The 17,746-nt window shown below is 68.4% G+C and carries 11 protein-coding genes and 2 pseudogenes; 7 read left to right on the top strand and 6 right to left on the bottom strand.

Annotated features, from left to right (window positions below; all coding sequences use genetic code 11):
- Window positions 1–4 precede the first annotated feature (4 nt).
- Window positions 5–622, bottom strand: a pseudogene (locus tag AC1DWP_RS13945) (CpaF family protein); the annotation flags it as partial.
- A 43-nt stretch (window positions 623–665) separates the two neighbouring features.
- Here AC1DWP_RS13945 and AC1DWP_RS13940 point away from each other — a divergent pair.
- The 6 genes from AC1DWP_RS13940 to AC1DWP_RS13915 all read left to right on the top strand — a co-directional run bounded on the left by AC1DWP_RS13940 (window position 666) and on the right by AC1DWP_RS13915 (window position 6,677).
- Window positions 666–2,177 carry a recombinase family protein gene (locus AC1DWP_RS13940; RefSeq protein ID WP_477615070.1) on the top strand — a complete coding sequence of 504 codons (1,512 nt, stop codon included), beginning with the start codon at window positions 666–668 and terminating at the stop codon, window positions 2,175–2,177.
- Window positions 2,178–2,404: 227 nt separating this feature from the next.
- Window positions 2,405–2,638: a hypothetical protein gene (locus tag AC1DWP_RS13935; protein ID WP_477615069.1), complete on the top strand. Its 234-nt coding sequence runs from the start codon at window positions 2,405–2,407 to the stop codon at window positions 2,636–2,638.
- Between the two features lie 148 nt (window positions 2,639–2,786).
- Window positions 2,787–4,052: an ATP-binding protein gene (locus AC1DWP_RS13930; RefSeq protein WP_477615068.1), complete on the top strand. Its 1,266-nt coding sequence runs from the start codon at window positions 2,787–2,789 to the stop codon at window positions 4,050–4,052.
- Window positions 4,053–4,287: 235 nt separating this feature from the next.
- Window positions 4,288–4,449: a hypothetical protein gene (locus tag AC1DWP_RS13925; protein WP_477615067.1), complete on the top strand. Its 162-nt coding sequence runs from the start codon at window positions 4,288–4,290 to the stop codon at window positions 4,447–4,449.
- Window positions 4,446–5,036, top strand: coding sequence for a hypothetical protein (locus tag AC1DWP_RS13920; RefSeq protein ID WP_477615066.1), 591 nt, complete (start codon window positions 4,446–4,448; stop codon window positions 5,034–5,036). The genes AC1DWP_RS13925 and AC1DWP_RS13920 overlap by 4 nt, the downstream gene beginning before the upstream one ends.
- A 486-nt stretch (window positions 5,037–5,522) precedes the next feature.
- The gene (locus tag AC1DWP_RS13915; protein ID WP_477615065.1) at window positions 5,523–6,677 is read left to right on the top strand and encodes a phage major capsid protein; all 1,155 of its coding nucleotides are present in this window, start codon (window positions 5,523–5,525) and stop codon (window positions 6,675–6,677) included.
- 158 nt (window positions 6,678–6,835) lie between these two features.
- On the opposite strand, the gene AC1DWP_RS13910 is transcribed toward AC1DWP_RS13915, so the two are convergent.
- The 5 genes and pseudogenes from AC1DWP_RS13910 to AC1DWP_RS13890 form a co-directional block, all read right to left on the bottom strand.
- On the bottom strand, window positions 6,836–7,327 hold the full coding sequence (locus tag AC1DWP_RS13910) for a hypothetical protein (protein ID WP_477615064.1): 492 nt from the start codon (window positions 7,325–7,327) through the stop codon (window positions 6,836–6,838).
- Between the two features lie 207 nt (window positions 7,328–7,534).
- Entirely contained in the window at window positions 7,535–8,704 is a 1,170-nt protein-coding gene (locus AC1DWP_RS13905; RefSeq protein ID WP_477615063.1) for a GmrSD restriction endonuclease domain-containing protein, read from the bottom strand.
- Window positions 8,701–9,900 (bottom strand): adenine-specific methyltransferase EcoRI family protein, encoded by a 1,200-nt coding sequence (locus tag AC1DWP_RS13900; RefSeq protein WP_477615062.1) that lies wholly within the window; start codon window positions 9,898–9,900, stop codon window positions 8,701–8,703. Before AC1DWP_RS13900 ends, AC1DWP_RS13905 begins: the two co-directional genes overlap by 4 nt.
- 126 nt (window positions 9,901–10,026) lie before the next feature.
- Window positions 10,027–10,638 (bottom strand): annotated as a pseudogene (locus AC1DWP_RS13895) (ATPase, T2SS/T4P/T4SS family); the annotation flags it as partial.
- A gap of 184 nt (window positions 10,639–10,822) precedes the next feature.
- Window positions 10,823–12,961: a hypothetical protein gene (locus AC1DWP_RS13890; RefSeq protein WP_477615061.1), complete on the bottom strand. Its 2,139-nt coding sequence runs from the start codon at window positions 12,959–12,961 to the stop codon at window positions 10,823–10,825.
- A 259-nt stretch (window positions 12,962–13,220) separates the two neighbouring features.
- Between AC1DWP_RS13890 and AC1DWP_RS13885 the strand changes: the two genes are divergently transcribed.
- Entirely contained in the window at window positions 13,221–17,666 is a 4,446-nt protein-coding gene (locus tag AC1DWP_RS13885) for an FtsK/SpoIIIE domain-containing protein (RefSeq protein ID WP_477615060.1), read from the top strand.
- The last annotated feature ends 80 nt before the right edge of the window (window positions 17,667–17,746 follow it).

Below are 17,746 nucleotides of genomic sequence, written 5' to 3'. Positions count from 1 at the left end.
CTGGTCACTCCTGGGCCAAGAGGGCGGCAACGTCGTACCCGGCGCGTCGGAACCGCTCCGGATGCGGCGGGAAACCGTCTGCTCGACGGAGCACACCCTCACGCTGGGTGAAGATGTCGGCCGTCTCGACGACGTCACCCTCGACCCGCCCCGGTACCGCGACGATCTCGCGAACCCGCCGGACCCCATCGTGGTCGAGCGCGGCGTGCACCACGATGTCGACTGACCCCGCGACGGTCGGCACGACGAACCGACTACCGACGTTCTCGCCGGCGAGCAGCGGCAGCGTGCACATCTTCGTGATGGCTTCGCGAGCGCTGTTGGCATGGATGGTGCACATGCCGGGCAGACCGCTGTTGAGGGCGATGAGCAGGTCGAGGCTCTCGGCCTGACGCACCTCTCCGACGATGATCCGCGACGGACGCATGCGCAGCGCTTCCCTGACCAGTCGTCGCAGTGGAATCTCCCCGGTGCCCTCGAGGCTGGGCTGACGACACTGCATCGATGCCACGTCCCTGAGCGGGATCTTCAGCTCGAAGACCTCCTCGCACGTGACGACTCGTTCGCGTGGTGGGATGGCGGCACTCAGGCAGTTGAGCAGCGTCGTCTTGCCGGCTTGGGTACTAGCGGGGTAGTTCCGGGTATGTTGGAGTAGCGTTCCCGGTATGAGCACGAACCGGGAACGCAGGGCGGTCATCTACGCACGCATCTCCGTCACCTCGGAGGAGTCCGTCAGCATCGAGCGCCAGGTCGAAGCTGCCGAGCAGTATGCCGCTGCCCGCGGCTGGCAGGTCGTCGGCACGTTTCGCGATGACGGCGTATCAGCGACGCACAACAAGCCGGAGGACCGCGCGGGCTGGCAGGCGCTCATGAGGTCCCCAACCCGCTACGACGCGGTGATCGTGTGGAAGGTGGACCGGCTGGCGCGCCGGGTGCTCGACTTCCTTCACGCCGACGAGGCGCTCCAGGCCCGCGGAGCCGGCATCGTCGGCGTGGAGCAGACCATCGACATGACCACGGCGGAGGGTCGCGGGTTCGCGCAGATGCTGGCGGTGTTCGGGGAGATGGAAGCTGCCGCGATCTCGGCTCGGGTCAAGGCTGCCCGGTCGCACCTGGTTCGCTCCGGCCGGGTGGTCGGCGGGACGATCCCCTACGGGTGGCGGTCCGTGCCGAACCCGGACGGCCCGGGGTACGTGCTGGCGCAGGACCCGGAGCGGATCGGTTACGTCCGCGAGGCGGCTCGGCGGACGCTCGCCGGGCGGTCCGTCTACAGCACCGTGCAGTGGCTGGACGAGGTCGGCGCGCCCACGCCGACGGGCAAGGGCGACTGGGTCTACTCGACCGTCGAGCGGATCCTGCGGCACCCGGTACTCGCGGGGATGACGCCGTTCAACCCGGGCAACAGCGACACGAAGATCCGCGGCAATGAGGTCCTACGCGACGCGGCCACCGGACTGCCGCTGGTCGATGAGGACCTCGCGGTGATGCCGAAGCGCGACTGGGACACCATGATCGCCCTGCTGGACAACCGCGACACCGCCCAGTCCAAGCCGAGGGCGCTGCGCGCCAAGACGAGCGGGATGCTCAGCGGGCTCGTGTACTGCGGCGAGCACGACGAGCCGGTCCGCATGTGGCGCGGCACGATTCAGCGACGGCCCGGGTACTACTGCCCCGATTGCTCTCACGCGATCAGCAACTTCGAGGACGCGGTGGTGCGGGAGTTCCTGCGGCAGAAGGGCGACCGGGTCCGCTGGACCGTCGTGCACGAGGCGGTAGAGGGCGGCGCGGTGGAGTTGGCCGAGCTGGAGCGGACGATACGGGACCTGCAAGCGACGCAGAACGCCACCGACGACGACGCCGAGTATGACCGGCTCGCCGAGCAGATCAAGGCTCTGAGGGAGCTGCGGCGTCAGGCTCGGGACATGCCGACTCGTGTCGAGCCGGTGTACACCCCGGCGAACTACTTCGTGGAGGACTGGGCTGCCGCGACCACCGACGAGGACAAGCGTGACGTGGTCGGGGACGCGCTCCACCGGATCACGATCACGCGCGGGAAGCCGGGTCGCCGGACCGAGGCGCAGCTGCTCGCGCGGATGTCGTTCGAGTGGAAGGTCCCGGAGGACCTCGGCCCGACCGATGCGCCCGATGACGAGACGCTCGCCTCCTGGGCTGTCTGACCTAGCACGTCCGCGACCTATCTGTCTGAGCAATAGCGCGCGGATTCCCTTGTACCGCAACGACTTCCGATGCGCCGTGTCTAGGCGATCCGAGGGTCCCCGGGTATACTCGCCGTATTAGATGCCCGCGCCAGCGGCTCTACCGCTGAATCGATATCCGCTGAACCCGACTCCCGTTCTGAAGAGCCGCCCCACCGGGCGACCTACCAGCAGAACGGGAGTTTCGCATGAAAGAGGACCTGGCACACGAGGTTCGGAGGGCTCGCTCGCAGCTCGCGGTGGCCTACCGGATGAGCCGCGGCGGAGGCAAGGGGGACCCTGACCGGCTCGCCCGCGCCAAGGGCAACCTCGCCTTCGCCAAGCTGCGGCGCGCGATCAGCGAGGAGCTGTCGGCTTCCGAGCCGACCGAGGAGCAGCTGGCCTACCTCGCGGGGATGCTGCGGGGAGGCGGTTCCCGATGACTGCAACGGAAAGCGGACCGGCTCTCAAGAACCGATCCGCCTCCAAAGTCCGCGCCAGCAGGACTGACCTCAAGTCTACGGTGCGGCGGGACCGGCTCGGCGCTGCTCTACAGGCGACCCTGCGTCGCCGGGGAGGTGGCGGATCGTCATGAGCCGCAACGACTACCCGGACGACGCGACGCCGGAGGAGATCGCCTACTGGAAGCGGCAGGACGCAGCGGCCGAGCCGCCCGGGGAGGACGGCATCACGCTGCGGCAGGTCGCCGCGATGATGCCCGACGAGGACTACCTGCGCCTCTACCTCGGGCAGCACCCGGACGGTGTGGGACTGATGCTCGATCTGATCCCGAAGCTCAAGCCTGATCAGGTTTCTTACGTCAAAAGGGTCACTGACCAGCTCAACTACATGCGGGCGCGCGACGAGGCCAAGCGGATCTACGACGGGGAGAGCGGCATCAGGGTGGACATCCCCTCGCTGACTCACCTGTCGGACTTCCTCGACGAGCCGGACGAGGAAGTCGCCTACCGCGTGGACCGGCTGTGGCCGAGCGGTGGCCGGGTCGTGTTCGCCGCGGCGCAGAAGGCCGGAAAGACGACAGTGACAGGCAACCTCGCGCGGGCGCTGGCAGACGGCGAACCGTTCCTGGACGAGTTCTTCACCGCGCAGGCCGACCGGATCGTGCTGGTGGACAACGAACTCAGCCCGGGCATGTGGCGCCGCTGGCTGCGCGACCAGGACATCGGCAAGGTGGATTCCGTTGACCTGCTCTCCCTGCGGGGGCGGCTGTCGTCGTTCAACATCCTCGACCCCGGGGTCCGCTCGCGCTGGGCGGAGGCGCTGGGGTCGGCGGACGTGCTCGTGTTCGACTGCCTCCGTCCGGCGCTGGACGCGCTGGGGCTCAGCGAGGACAAGGACGCCGGTCGCTTCCTTGAGGCGCTGGACGAGCTTGTCCGCGAGGCCGGTATCAGCGAGCTGCTGGTCGTGCATCACATGGGCCACAGCAACGAGCGGTCCCGCGGCGACTCCCGCATCCTCGACTGGCCCGACGCCGTGTGGTCACTCGTCCGTGAGGACCCTGACGACCCCGTGTCGCGTCGCTACTTCAAGGCGTACGGACGGGACGTGGAGCACCCCGAGTCGCGGCTGACCTACGACCCCGAGACCCGGCACCTGTCGCTCGGTGGTGGCTCGCGGAAGCAGGAGCGCGGCTTCAGGTTCCAGGCCGAGGTGCTGGCCTTCGTCGGGGAGAACCCGGGCTGCACCAAGACCGCCATCGAGGAAGGCATCGCCGGCAAGAACGACCCCATCCGCGAGGCGCGCGACCGGCTCACCGACACGGGCCAGCTGGTCGCCCGCCAGCGCGGACGCGGCACCTATTACTGGCTCGCCGGGGAGGACTCGAATGAGGACTAACCACGAGGCTATCCGCCCATCCGCCCCTATCCGCCCCTACACCTCGGGGCGAACGGGCGGATGTATCCGCCCATCCGCCTATAGGGGCGGAGGGCGGGTACCCGCTGCCGGTGGGCGGCTCGTCTCACCTCAGGTATCCGCCCCGGGGCGGATCGAACTGCCCGTGTCGCAACGTGTTCGGCTCCGCTGCGGCATGGGCTCACACCAATCACCGATCGAACCAAGGAGGTTCGTCATGCCTGACACCACCAACCCCACCACACCCGAAGACGACGAGGACGAGCAGCGGCCCGAGACGGACTGCTACCCGTTCGTTGTCTTCGGCGAGAGGGAGCGCCGGATGGACGAACTCGGTCCGTACGACACCGACCGCATCGACGCGGGACCGTGGTCATGAGGGCACGCACGGCAGCGCAGGTAGACCTCCGATTCGCGCTGGCTAGCCTCCCCGAGCCGACCGCCTGTGACAGCGACCCGCGCTTCACCTCTGACGACCCGCTCGTCCGCGCCGTGGCAGCCAAGCTGTGCACCGACTGCCCGGTGTTCGGGCTGTGCCAGGAGGCAGGCCGCGGTGAGACGGCTGGTGTGTGGGGAGGCGTGGACCACGGGCCTGTCCCCGAGCAGCGCAAGGACCTCGCCACCCGTCGCTTCTGCACCGAGTGCGGCCGACCGCTGTCCGGGCGTCGGCGCGTCGTGTGTAGCGACGAGTGCTTCGCCGCTCGCTATCGCCGTCCCCCCGAGGAACGACAGGAAGGACAGACCGTCATGACCAAGACACAGACCCACGCTCGGGCTCTCGTCGCGGCACTCGACAACGACATGGCCGCGTTCGTCGCGCTGCTCAACGAGGCTGACGTCAACCCGCGCCACCTCGCGTGGTCGCTCGCACGAGCACTGGCTCGGGAACTCGAGGCAAAGGAGCCGCGCATCCGGCTGGTCGTCAGTGAGTACCTGCTCGCTAAAGCGGCCGAGGAGGTCTCATGAGACCCCGCGTGACCGAGGTGCCCCGGACTGCGCGGCCAAGGACGCAGCGAGGACTGGAGAGGACGCGCTGTGGGGGTAGGGGCGTAGACTGCCGCAAGCGACCGTCCTCTGGATGTGCGCGCCGGTAACAACGCGTGTGATGCTGCGAGTTTTGGGAAAAATACCCCCACGGGTGTAGGGATTCCCGGATGCCGATGCACTGGAACGTGTTCCGAATGCCCCCCCGAGATAGTAGGGATTCCCCCGGCGAGCCCCACTAGCCGAAATCCGTTGCGGCACAGTAGCATTCGGCTCAGGTAGCAGGACGCCAGCCTAGGAGCCCGGAAGGCCAACACCGACGCGAGTCGGCCGAGGAGCCGGAAGGGCCAACGCCCGTGACACCGCCACCGAGTCGAATCCCGTTGAGTGCCAGGCTCGTTCGTTGAGCGCCCGCCTCCGTGACGACTCCCCTCATCACTTCGAGTCCCAGAAGGGGACGGTTCCGCCATGAAGACCAAGTCACTGCACGAGCAGATCACCGAGCACGTCAAGGCTGGACAGGCGATCATCACCGAGGCGAAGGCCGCTGGCCGCGACGTCACGGTCAACGAGCGCAAGGCGCTGGAAGGCCACCAGTCCGAGATCCAGCGGCTCGCCGACGTGAAGGCCAAGGCCGACGCGGACGCCGAGCTGTTCAAGGGTTTCGACTCCTACAGCGAGGCCTCCAACGACGACGACAACACCCGGGCGCTGTCGTTCAAGGGAGTCGCGTCGCGCATCCTGAACGCCGACGGCGACAGCCCGACCAACGTCAAGTCGCTGCTGGCTGTCGGCTCGGCCGTCACTCCGTCCGACTTCATCGACCTGACGGTGCTCAAGGAGCGCGCCCCGGTGTCGTTCATGGAGTCGATCCCGGCGCAGGTCGTCGCGTCGACGTTCAACTACCTCCGCGAGACGACTCGCACCAACAACGCCGCGCCCGTCGCGACCGGTGGCACCAAGCCGACCTCGGTCTTCACCCTCACCCGGGTCGATGACAAGCTGGAGGTCGTCGCGCACATCAGCGAGCCGATCCCCGAGTACTGGATCAAGGACAACTCGTCCCTGTCCCAGTGGCTCCGGCTGGAGATGGTCGGAGGGCTCGCGGAAGCCGTTGCAGCGCAGGCGCTCACGGGTGACGGCGTCAGCCCGAACCTCCACGGCATCGCACTCACCTCCGGCATCCAGCTGCAGGCGCTGGTCACGGACGCGCTGACCACCATCAGGAAGGCGATCACGTCTCTGGAGACCCTCTCGCTGACCCCGTTCCTCGTCGTGATGAACCCGGTCACATGGGAGGCCATCGAACTGCTCCGCGAGGGCGGCGCCACGGGTGGCTACCTGCTCCGAAACACCGACCAGGCACTCCCCATCGACCGCAGCAAGCGGCAGGTGTGGGGCGTCCCGGTGGCGCTCAGCACGTCGGTCCCGAGCGGCGCTGGCGCGAAGGCATACGTGCTGTCGCAGGACAGCGTGAAGCTGTTCACCGACGGAGTGATCGACTTCCGGTTCGGCTACGCCGCGGGCGGGTTCGAGAAGAACCAGGTCGTGGGTCGCGCCGAAGGTCGGTTCCAGATGGGCGTCCTGCGCCCCGCTGGCGTCGTGCAGGCGACCGTCGCCTGACCCTGACCCGGGCGTCAACGTCACCCCGCGGGCTGCTCTTCGGATCAGTCCTTGCCCGTCGGGGAGCGAAGGCCGGAGCTTCCTAATCTCAGCCGGACCTGCGCCCGTCCCCCGCACCGCCCACCGGAGATGGTTCCCTCCGGTGGGCGGTGCTGCGTCTACAGCACCTCGACTAGATCGGTTCGGATCCGCTCGCTGTCACTGACGATTCGCAGCCCCTCAGTGTCCACGACGTACTCGACGTAGTCGTCTCCGTTCGTGATCTTGGCCAGCAGGCGCCACGGCTCAACCATCGCGCACCACAGGTCGCCCATCTCCTCGTGGAACGGGGCGTTCACGACGAACCCGATTGCTAGGTCGCGATTCGGCGTCCACGACCAGCGCGCACGGTGCTCGGAGGGCGCGCCGCGCCACAACAGCATGGGCTCGGTGGGACGCTCCGCGGGCCGGTCGTCTTCCCGGTAACCGGCTCGCTGGAACAGGTCCCGCCACGCCGCACGGCCGAGGTAACGGGTGCAGCCGCCGACGTAATCCCATGCAGCGCTCGCGTACTCGGCCATGTAGTCGCGGTTGGCTGGGTCGCGGTAGAACCGCGCGAACCGGGCGGGGTCTTCCCACGCGGCATCCCCGATCGTCATGCGGCTGTACATGCACCCACTACAGCACCCGCGGCTCGGGTCACGTTCTGTACTGTCCGTACCGCTAGTAGTGGACCCCCGCGGCACGGGGCGGTGTATCGTGCCCGCCTTCCACGTCGTCTTGCAGGACGCTGAACGGCCGAGCAGCGCAAGGGCGGACGGTTAGGTCACCCCTACGCAAGACAGGTGGGTGGTCGGATAACGCGCAGCGCGTCCGACCTACCGGTTGCCCTTGGCCCGGTTGTGTGTCACGCACAGCATCTCGCAGTTGCTGATGTCAGTGGCGCCGCCCTTAGACCAGGCGTCCACGTGGTCGGCGTCCATCTCGGTCAACTTGTAGATCCGCGTCTTGTTGGCGTTCTCGCCGATTGCGCACAGCGGGCAGTTGGAAACCCCATCGGCGGTCGCCTTATCGGTCTGCTGCTGATATCGGAGAGCGATGGTCCTGTCGTCAAACACGCGGATCGACAGCAGCTTGGTGTCGGTCTCGCCTCCGAGCACGTACTCGTAGATCCCTCGGTGGTTGTCCACGAACGCGTCACTACGCAGGCGCGAGACCTCGGCATCGACTGCCGCCGGGTTGTACGAGGTCGAGTGATAGGTCTCGTACAGCCGATCCCACTCCAGGCCCTTCATCTCCTTGTCGGGCGAGCGGGTGAACACCGAGACGATCCAGTCGATGACCGTCGTGAAGTACGTCTTCAACTCGGTGATGTTGTCGTCACTCCGGTGCTGGGCGAGGTACGCGTCGACAGTCATCGACTTCGAGGTGGCGACCCAGTCGAGCGCGATCGCGAGTACCTCCTGCCGCTTCGGGTCGGCCTTCTTGATGTAGGCGTTCCACTTCTGGAGGTTGGCGTTCGCCGAGTTGCTGAACTCCGCCTTGGCCAGCGTCACGAACGGGCCTGAGTAGATCGCGTTCAGCAACTCCTGGGCGTTGAGCGGGATGCCGGCGATATTGATCGTCTCGAACCACTCCTTGATCTCTATTTCCGTCCCTGTGCACTCGTAGACGAGCAGATCGGAGTCGAGGATCTTCTGCCGTTCCTCGGGCGGAAGGGAGGTGAACGTCTGCTCGCGCCCGGCCAGTTTGATGGCGAACTTGCCGGTTACGAACCGCCCGATGCTAGTGATGCGCTGTTGTCCGTCGAGCACTTCTAAGCGGTCTCCCACCACGTTGAAGTAGATCAGACCGAGCGGGTAGCCCTTCAGGATCGAGTCGATGACGCCGACGTCCCTCTTGCCGTCACCGTAGATGTAGTGCCGCTGGTACTCGGGCTGGATGGTGAGTCGTCCGGAGAGCCCAAACAGCCCCTTCGCCTCCAGCTCGTTGTAGACGAATCCGTCGAGGACCTCCGCGACGGTGAAGTGCTTGAGGTCGGTGATCACTGCGTGGCCTTGTGTCGAATAAGGATGCGCTTAAAGGGAACGTAGTAGCGCGGCTCGGTCAGGCCAAGCTTCCGGTGGCCCGCACTGATACTGCCCGTCCCGCCTTGCTCAAAGTAGGTCCGCACGAAGTCCGGCCCGAGCGGCTTAGCACCGAGCGCGCCCATCTGCTCCATGTCCTCGGAACTTCCGACGATCTCGAACTGGTCCGGGTTGTACCTGTCCAGGAAGGTGATCGGGACCCCCATTACGCCCTGGAAGTCCGCCGGGATCGCATCAACATGCGGGACCTCAATGGCGTCGTAGTTGTAGTAGCGACGGTAGCCGGTCCCCCGAACGTCCTTGTGCCGACTGAACTTGACGTTGTCAGCCATTGTCATCAGTTGCAGGGCCTCGTGACGCCGCCCATGGTCAATGTTCGTGAACCAGCACGAGTTCCCGAGCCTGGTGTAGTCGCGCTCGTCGTCCGACGGGTAGCCGAGCCTCTCCGCCTTAAGGCGATCCGCCTCGTTGACCTCGGTCCCCTTGGGCACACCGAACACCATGTCCGTGTGGTTGGCCGTGGCGCCCTTCCACATCTTGTTGTCCTGGATGAGCGGGAACGCCTCAACGTAGGTCACGGCGTTGCTGTTGCCGATCATCGAGAACTTCTTGTCCGCTTCGACGACCCACGCAAGAAACGCACGGAACAGGCTGAACGGCGGGTTGGTGATGACCATGTCCGCCTCGTCACGCAGAGCGGTGACCTCCTCGCTGCGGAAGTCACCGTCACCGTCGAGGTATTCCCACTGGAGGTCGTCGATGTTGATGACACCGTCCGCGTTTACATCCTTCGCTTCCAGCACAAACTTCTTGCCCCGGATGCGGTCCATAGAAGCGTCGAAAGCAGGGCTGTCCGACTCGAACAACGTCGGCCGGTAGAACTCGCCAGCGGGGTTGCTGTCTGGGGCGTACGAGGTAGAGACCAACCGCTTGATGCCGTAGTCGGCGAAGTGGAGGGCGAAGAACTTCGCGAAGTTGGACCACTCCGGGTCGTCGCACGGCAGGAGTACGACCTTCCCGCGGAACGCGTCTGGGTCGTACTCCAGGTAGGCGTTCATCTCCCGCTCGATGTCGGCCCACTGGGTGTAGAACTCGTCGTTCTTGGCTGCTTTGGCCGCATCGAGATTTCGCTTCTTCGCTGCCGTGGACACGCCCATGTCTGCCTCTCCCCGCACCGCCGTGGCGCTCGCTCCGCGTCACACTATCGGGACGGTCCGACAAGATTCGGGAGGCCCGCCATCAGGCAGGCAGACGATCTAAGAACATACCCGGACCCAAGCCGTGCGGGTCCCTCCCGCCACGAGGATGTTGAGCCCGGAGGCGACGGCGGCGCCCAGGAAACGCGCGGCGTGCGGCGTCAGGGTGCCGAGCCCGACCAGGTCGTCGAGGTGCGCTGCACGGACCACGAACTTGCGGATGTTGACCGACCAGTGCGCCCGGGTGATGTCCGGGATGACCACGTGGAGGCGTGACCCGTCCGGGAGGACGGCGTCGACGAACGGACTCGACAGGTCGACCCGCCGACCACTCGTCTTGAGCATCCTTTCGACGAGGTCGCGGACGGAGTCGGCCGTCAACATCGTGGTGGTCAGCTCGGAGACTCCTCCACGGGCAACGAACACCTTCGTGGGCTCGTTGATCCAGATCTCCTCGATCTCGGGGTCGTCGAAGTAGGGCTGCAGCGGACCGAACCCCGCCACCGCGTCCTTCACCGACTTCACCGCGTGCTCGAGGTCGGCCAGTGCCGGAAGGCTCCCGTGCAGCGAGCGCTCGTCGTAGTCGGCCACCGCGTCGCGCACGAGTCGGTCCAGCTCCCCCACGTCCCGGACAGGGTCAACCCCTGACCGGCGGATGAGCTCCCGAACTTCGGACTCAACGGTCATGACAGCGTCCATCTCATCCCCCCAGGACGTCCCAACCCCCCTGGTAGGCGAACCCCTCGTTTGCCTCCGGCTGCGGACGTCTGCGTCATACTAGCGGGTAACTTTCCAGCCCGCTCCTGCCCGTCCACAGGGCACGGGGCAACCGCCCGGACACTCCCCTCGGCCGGTCAGCCTCGTTCCCGAGGTCGAGCGAGTGTCACTCGACCAGTGGCTCGCGTCGGCGCCACCGCGACCGGTCAGCCCAGAACCAGAGGATCCACGCCACTCCGCCGAGGACAGCCGTCGACAGTGCCGACAGCTCAACCGTCCAACCGGGCGGGTCCCATCGCAGGGTGATGGTGGAGCCTTTCGAACCGGGAGGCAGTGCCACCCGCAGGAGCATGCCGCTGACCGGCGCCACCCGCTCGGCGCCCTCGGTGGAGTAGCCCGGCCAGGCGAGGCGGCTGAAGGTGACCGTTCCACGACCCGACCCCGAACTGGTCACTCGTAGTCTGACCACGCGATCGGACACGGACTCCCGGTCCACGACGACGCCCGCGGAGGTCGCCACCACACCCCCGGCCGAGGGGACGGCGTGGTTTCGCGTCCAGACAACGGTGTGGGTCGTCACCCCGGCCACCCTCCACCCCTGTGGTGGACGCATGAGGTCCGTCGTCGGAAAGGACGGGCGGTACAGGACCACGGAGCTGACCGAGAGGAGGTCAGCCCATGGCCGGCCCGTCGTGGGTTCGGTCGACATCAGCGCGCTCAGCGCCCTGGCGCACGTGCCACCGTTGACCGTTCGGCAGAACCTTTCGCTGAACCTGCGGAACCTGATGGTTGAGTACCCGTTCTGGACATCCCCGCGCCCCAGGTACCACGACGAACCGATGAGAAGTTCGTCAGCGATGGCCGGGTTGAGTTGGATCTGACCCCCTGCTTCTCCAAGGACCATGACGTCGCCACGGGCCGATGGGATCCGGCCGCCATACTGCGCCGGCGCCGCAGGCATGTGTCGATCGGCTGCGGGAGGAACCGGGTAGAGGGCGAAGAGGACGACGAACAACGCCACCGTCCAGGCCAGGACAACGCCCGTTGTCGTGCGCGCCCCTTGATAGCCGAGTGACCAGGCCGTCATCCCCAGGGCCAGGCCCAGAAGCACCACACCCAGCGCTGCCTGCTTGCCTTGGCCCGGGTCACGGGCCACCACGACGTAGGCGGCTCCGCACACCCACGCGAGCGACAGGATCAGGCGAGACCGGGAGACCCGCGTCGGGAGGCATCGAGAGGCAACTACGGCGAGAAGCACGACGAGGGGCACCATCAGGGCCGGCACGACGCGCATCGGCCACCGCAACGGCCCGACAGCGCTCGGACCGAGCACCCACAGGAGGAGGACCGCCGTCGCCACAGCTGCGCCAGCCAGGTCGCGCGACGAGCGCCGGAGCCGTCCGAGGTCCATCCACAGGACCGCTGGGAGGAGCCAGACGAGGTAGCTCCTCTTCCGCGTCGGCAACATCGACGAGAAGAGGCTTTGGAGGTCCACCGTGAACCCGCCCCGCCCTACCACCGCCCACGAGTCCCTCATCGTCACGGGCGAGGTCAGCAGGCCAGGCAGATACACCGCAACCGAGACCAACCCACTGAAGGTCAAGAGGCCGACGACCGTGAACAGCTCTGGTCGGGAGCGGGACAGCGCCGCGTCGACCAGACAGCCGAGCAAGATCACCGTCAGCCACATCGCGCAGTAGACGTAGCCGACGGCGGCAACCAGGTAGCACAGGATCAGCGCGCCCGCCGGGCTGCGCCCCGCCATCGCCCGCCGGATGAACCACCACGCCCAGGGCAGGAGTGCCGCCCCCATGTGACCGTTGACCCACGAGGGCCAGTCCTGGAACACCGACTGGCCGGAGAGCCCCACGACGAGTCCGGCCACGAGGGCGAAGGGCTCACGGGCGCCGTAGCTGGTGGCGACCAGGTACGTGCCGACGCCACCGAGAACGATGAGCCCGATCTTCAACACCGTGACGAACACGACGACGTCGGGCACGACCGTGGCCAACACGCCGATGAGGATCGTCAGGGGGCTGAACAGTCCCCACTGTCCTTCCGCGGCGTAGTTTCCGGCCTCCCAGGCCAAGGGTTCCATGAGGGGGAGATGGCCCTCGCGCACGGCTTCGCCCAAGTGGTACCACCAGCCCAGGTACGCGATCTGGGTATCGCCGCGGAAGAAGTATCGACCATTCCACAGCAGCGGCGTAGCGCCGACCACGGTCAGCAGGAACGCGAGAACGCACGGTCCCGGCGGAGGGCGCCCCACCCCCCGTGTCCACCGCGGGATGGCGACCGCCCGCACGCGGTCAGGCTAACAGGCGCGCCCGTCGTGATCGAGCAACGCCGCAGGTCAGAGGGGTGCAGGCAGGCGACCGAGCTCAGGGCATCCCCCGGCGTGAACACGTCGACAACGTCCCAGACCCCGGTCGGCAAACCCCTCGTCTGCCTCCGGTTGCGGACGTCCACGGAACACTAGGGGGTAACGTACCGGCTCGGTCCTTGTCGTCCACAGTGGTGGATAACCACATGGACCCCTTCCGCTCCCTGCCTACGGTCGTGGCATGCGACTACAGCTGACGGTCGTGCGCCGTTCCACAGGACGGGTCGCGCCGTCGCCCCGACCCGTCGAGGTCGAGGTCGAGGTCGAGGCTCCCGTGGGTGCCACCTCGTCCGACCTGGCCACCGCCTTGGGGGACCTCCTGGCCGACCACGCACCGCACCTCGTGGCCGACCAGACGCGCGACGAGCTGCGGGACCCGGTCATCTGGATCGGCGGGATCCCCGTCGCCGACGACGCCTTGCTGGGGCTGGGGCTGCTCGTCGACGGTGCGGCGATCGCCCTCGCCTCCAGGCGTCCGCTCGGGCCCCCTGCCCGCAGCTCCCCGCGCACCCCGGTCGCCCTGGCGATCGCCCATGGACCCGACGCCGGTCGGACGGTCGAGCTGGCACCGGGGTACTACACCGTGGGTCGCTCCGACGAGGCGACCATCGGTCTCGACGACCAGCGACTGTCTCGGCTGCACGCTGCTGTCCGGGTGACGGTCGACGACATCACCCTTGCCGACCTCGGGTCGACCAACGGCACCGACCTCGATGGTGCCCCTGTCGGCTCAGAACCCGTTCACCTGGTGGTCCGTACGACCGTCAAGGTCGGCGACACCGTGCTGGTCCTGCGTCCGGCGGCCGCGGTTCCGGCCGCGCTCAGTGCTCGACCTGACGGGACCCGCGCCGTCAACAGGCGGCCCCGGCTGCTCTCGCCCACTGCTTCCGTGTCGATCGCGCTGCCGTCACCGCCGGAGGCGCCCGGCCGCGCCCGCGTGCCCTGGATCGCGATGCTGCTCCCGGTCCCGTTCGCAGCCGTCATGGCGGTCTTCTTCGGTCCGATGATGCTTGCGTTCGCGGTGATGAGCCCCCTCCTGATGGCGGGCACCGCCTTGAGCGACCGCCTCGGGAGCAAGCGGACGTATGCCGCGGAGCACGCGGCATACGAACGTCACCTTGCCAGCGCCGGACAGCGCGTGGCGGCGGCCTGCGCCGAGGAGTCGCGTTCACTCCGACGAGCGCTACCCGACCCCTCCGAGATCCTCGCGATCGCGACGTTGCCAGGCGCCCGTCTCTGGGAGCGACGTCGCGGAGACGCTGACGCACTCACGGTGAGCATCGGCCAGTGCACGACAGCAGCGACCGTGCGGGTCATCCGACCGCCCGGCGACCAGGGCGCGGAACATCCTGCGGTGCAACAGGTTCCGTGCGCCGTCTCGGTGGCCGGCATCGGGGTCCTGGGGGTCTGCGGTGAGCGCAGCGCTGTGATGGGCGTGCTGCGCGTCGTCCTCGGCCAGCTCGTCGCCCTGCACTCCCCCCTCGATCTCGACCTCGTCCTCGTCGCCGGGGCACTGCGAGCTGACCCGGCCTGGTCATGGATGAGTCGACTCCCCCACGTGCGCCAACCGGATGGCGAAACGAACCGGCAGTGGGTCAGCGGCCTGGACGACGACGGCACCGCCCGTGCCGCCGTCGTCCAGCTGGCCGAACGAGTCCGGGCGCGCCGCTCGGCTCCGGCCGTCGCTACCAGCCGGTGGTCCGGCTCTCGCACGGTGGTGGTCCTCGACGGAGCCTCTGCCCTGCGTGGCCTCCCCGACCTTGCCGAGGTGCTCGAGCACGGTCCGTCCGTCGGGATCTGCGTGGTCGCCCTCAACGAGGACCGCGCCGGGCTGCCGTCCGAGTCCGGGGCCGTTCTCGACCTGACCACCCCTGCCCGCGCCTCGTTGCACCTCCCGGGCGGTGCCGCCACCGACCTCGTCGTGGACCGGGCCGGCGCCTGGTGGGCCGACCGGCTCAGCCGGGGGCTCGCTCCGCTGCGGGACGCGACACCCGGAGGAAGGGACGAGTCGCTGCCGACAGCCCTCGGCCTTGCCCACCTGTTGGGCATCGCGCAGGACAGGGACGCACCCGACGACGCCCCGGCCGCGTTGGTCCGTAGCTGGGCACGGACACCACACCGCACGGCCGTGCCGATCGGCGTCACCGCCGAGGGCCCTTTCACCGTGGACCTTGCCGAAGACGGGCCGCACATTCTCCTGGCCGGCACCACCGGCGCCGGCAAGTCGGAGCTGCTGCGGACCCTGGTCGCCTCTCTCGCGCTCCACAACCGTCCCGAGCACCTCTCGTTCGTCCTCGTCGACTACAAGGGTGGCGCAGCCTTCCGCGAGTGCCAGGGCCTGCCCCACGTGGCCGGCGTGGTGACCGACCTCGATGACCATCTCGCTGACCGCGCCCTCGCTTCGCTCTTGGCCGAGCTCACGCGGCGTGAGCGGCTGCTCGCCGAGGCTGCGGTCACGGATTTCGTTGCGTACCAGTCCTCGTCGACCTCTGCAGCGTGTCCGCTTGCGCGACTTGTCATCGTCGTCGACGAGTTCAGGGCGCTGGCTGAAGAGCTCCCCCAGTTCGTCGACGGGGTCGTCCGCGTCGCCGCCCTGGGCAGGTCCCTCGGCGTCCACGTCATCCTCGCCACGCAACGACCGGCGGGAGTGGTGACGGCCGACATCAAGGCCAACGTCAACCTCCGCATCGCCCTGCGCGTCCGCGACCGCGCTGACTCCGACGACGTCATCGACGCTCCCGATGCCGCGGGACTCGATCGCGCCGTACCGGGGCGTGGTTTCGCTCGGGCCGGAGGCGGATCCCTGGTGACCTTCCAGGCAGCCCACGCGGGCGGACGCTCCCGCCCGGCCGCGCCCAGCGGCATACGCGTCAGGGCGGTCGAGTGGGACCACGGGCCGGCACCGTGGCCTGTCGCGCCCGGCGACCAGGAGGCGGTGGGCTCGGACCTCGCGGACATCATCGAGGTCGTGGCGGAAGCTGTCGCGCAGATCGGCGCACGTGCGGCACCCAGTCCGTGGTTGCCTCCCCTGCCGAGACGGCTGGAGGCAGAGGACTTGTCTGCCAAAGGCGGGTACGTCATTCCCATCGGGCTCGCCGACCAGCCTGAGGCACAGCGACAGCTTCCGCTGGAGGTCGATCTCGCTGCGCCGGGTCACTGGGGCTTCGTCGGCACCGCGGGGAGCGGACGCAGCAGTGCGCTGTCGGCCGTCGCCCTCGGCGCCACCTCCGCGCTCGACCCCACTCGGCTGCACGTGTATGCCGTGAGCGGGGGTTCGCTGTCCCACCTCGAGGCGCTGCCCCACTGCGGCGCACACGTCGGGTGGGACGACCTGCCCAGGCTGGAGCGCCTGGTCGCCAGGCTGTCCCGCGACGTGGCCGACCGCCGGCAGCGACTCGCTGCGAGCGATCACGCCACGATGGCCGCCTGGTGGCAGGCGGGTGACCACCTCGCGCCTCCCGGGCTGCTGGTCGTCGTGGACGACTGGGACGTGCTGGCCCAGCGCACCGACGAGGTGGCGCACGGCACCGTGGTGGAGCGACTGTTGGGGCTGCTTCGGGAGGGAGCCGGGGTGGGACTCACCGCAGCGCTGGCGGGTGAGCGAGCCCTCCTGGTCGGACGCGCCGCCTCGGCCACGGCCCATCGGGTCCTGCTGAGGCTTGCCGACCCGGCCGACCTGTTGCTCGCGGGCCTCCCAGCGAGGGCCGTGCCCCGCTCGCAGCCGCCCGGCCGCGGCATCTTGTTGGACGGCACCGAGGTCCAGCTCGCCCTCGCGTCGCCGCGACTGAGCCCATCTGCGGTCGCCCCGGTAGCGGCGGTAGCGGCGGTCACGTCGGGTACGCCGGTCGCGGCGGGCGCGACCCACCCGAGGAAGACCCACACCCGCGGCAGGGGGCCATCGGCCTCGCTCGCGGACGCAGAGCGCCCGACCCGCCTGCCTTGGCGGGTCGACGCCCTCCCGGATCGGGTGGGCGCCGCGTCCCTGCCGAGACCTTCCGGGCACGACGACCTGGTGCCGATCGGTGTGGGTGGCGACGAGCTCGCTGCCCAGGGCCTGTCCCCCGACCGAGATGGCCGACGCTGGATCGTGGCCGGCAGCAACGGATCTGGTGTGTCGACAACGCTCGCCATGATCGCCACCGAGCTGCTGAGGCGGGGGCGACGTCTGGCCGTTGTCGCAACCCGACCGGGTCCCTGGGGAGCCGTTCGTTGCGACCCGCGGGTCACGTGGTGCGACGACCCGACCCAGCCCCAAGGCCTCGTGGCGCTGCGCCGGGACGTGCCGAACCTGGCCGTGCTGGTGGACAACGCCGACGAGCTGCTCGACTCCGCAGTCGAAGCCGCGCTCAGGCAGGTGGCCGCAGTGGTCGACCGCGACGACGGCCTCCTGGTGGCTGGCTGCGACGCGAGCACCCTCGCCGCGCAGTACCGCGGCCTCACCGTGGAGCTGGCCCGACACCGCACGGGGGTCCTGCTCGGACCGGAGACCTCGGCCGGGGCGGACGTGTTCGGTGTCCGGGTGCCGGTCGACCGCGCTGCCCTCCCTGGTCGGGGCTACCTCGTGCACGGCGGCGTCGCGACGGCCTTGCAGGTCGCGATGCCCGACCAAGCCCCCGACCAACCCTGACCAGCCCCCTACCAAGCCCCGACCAGCCATCTACGCGAAGCTCGCCGCGGCACGAGCCCGCCCTGCGCGCGGGGCGGGTC

The organism is Pedococcus sp. P2_F6, from assembly GCF_056403675.1.
The sequence above is the reverse complement of the archived record's forward strand: the minus strand, read 5'-3'. Positions and strand labels throughout refer to the sequence as shown.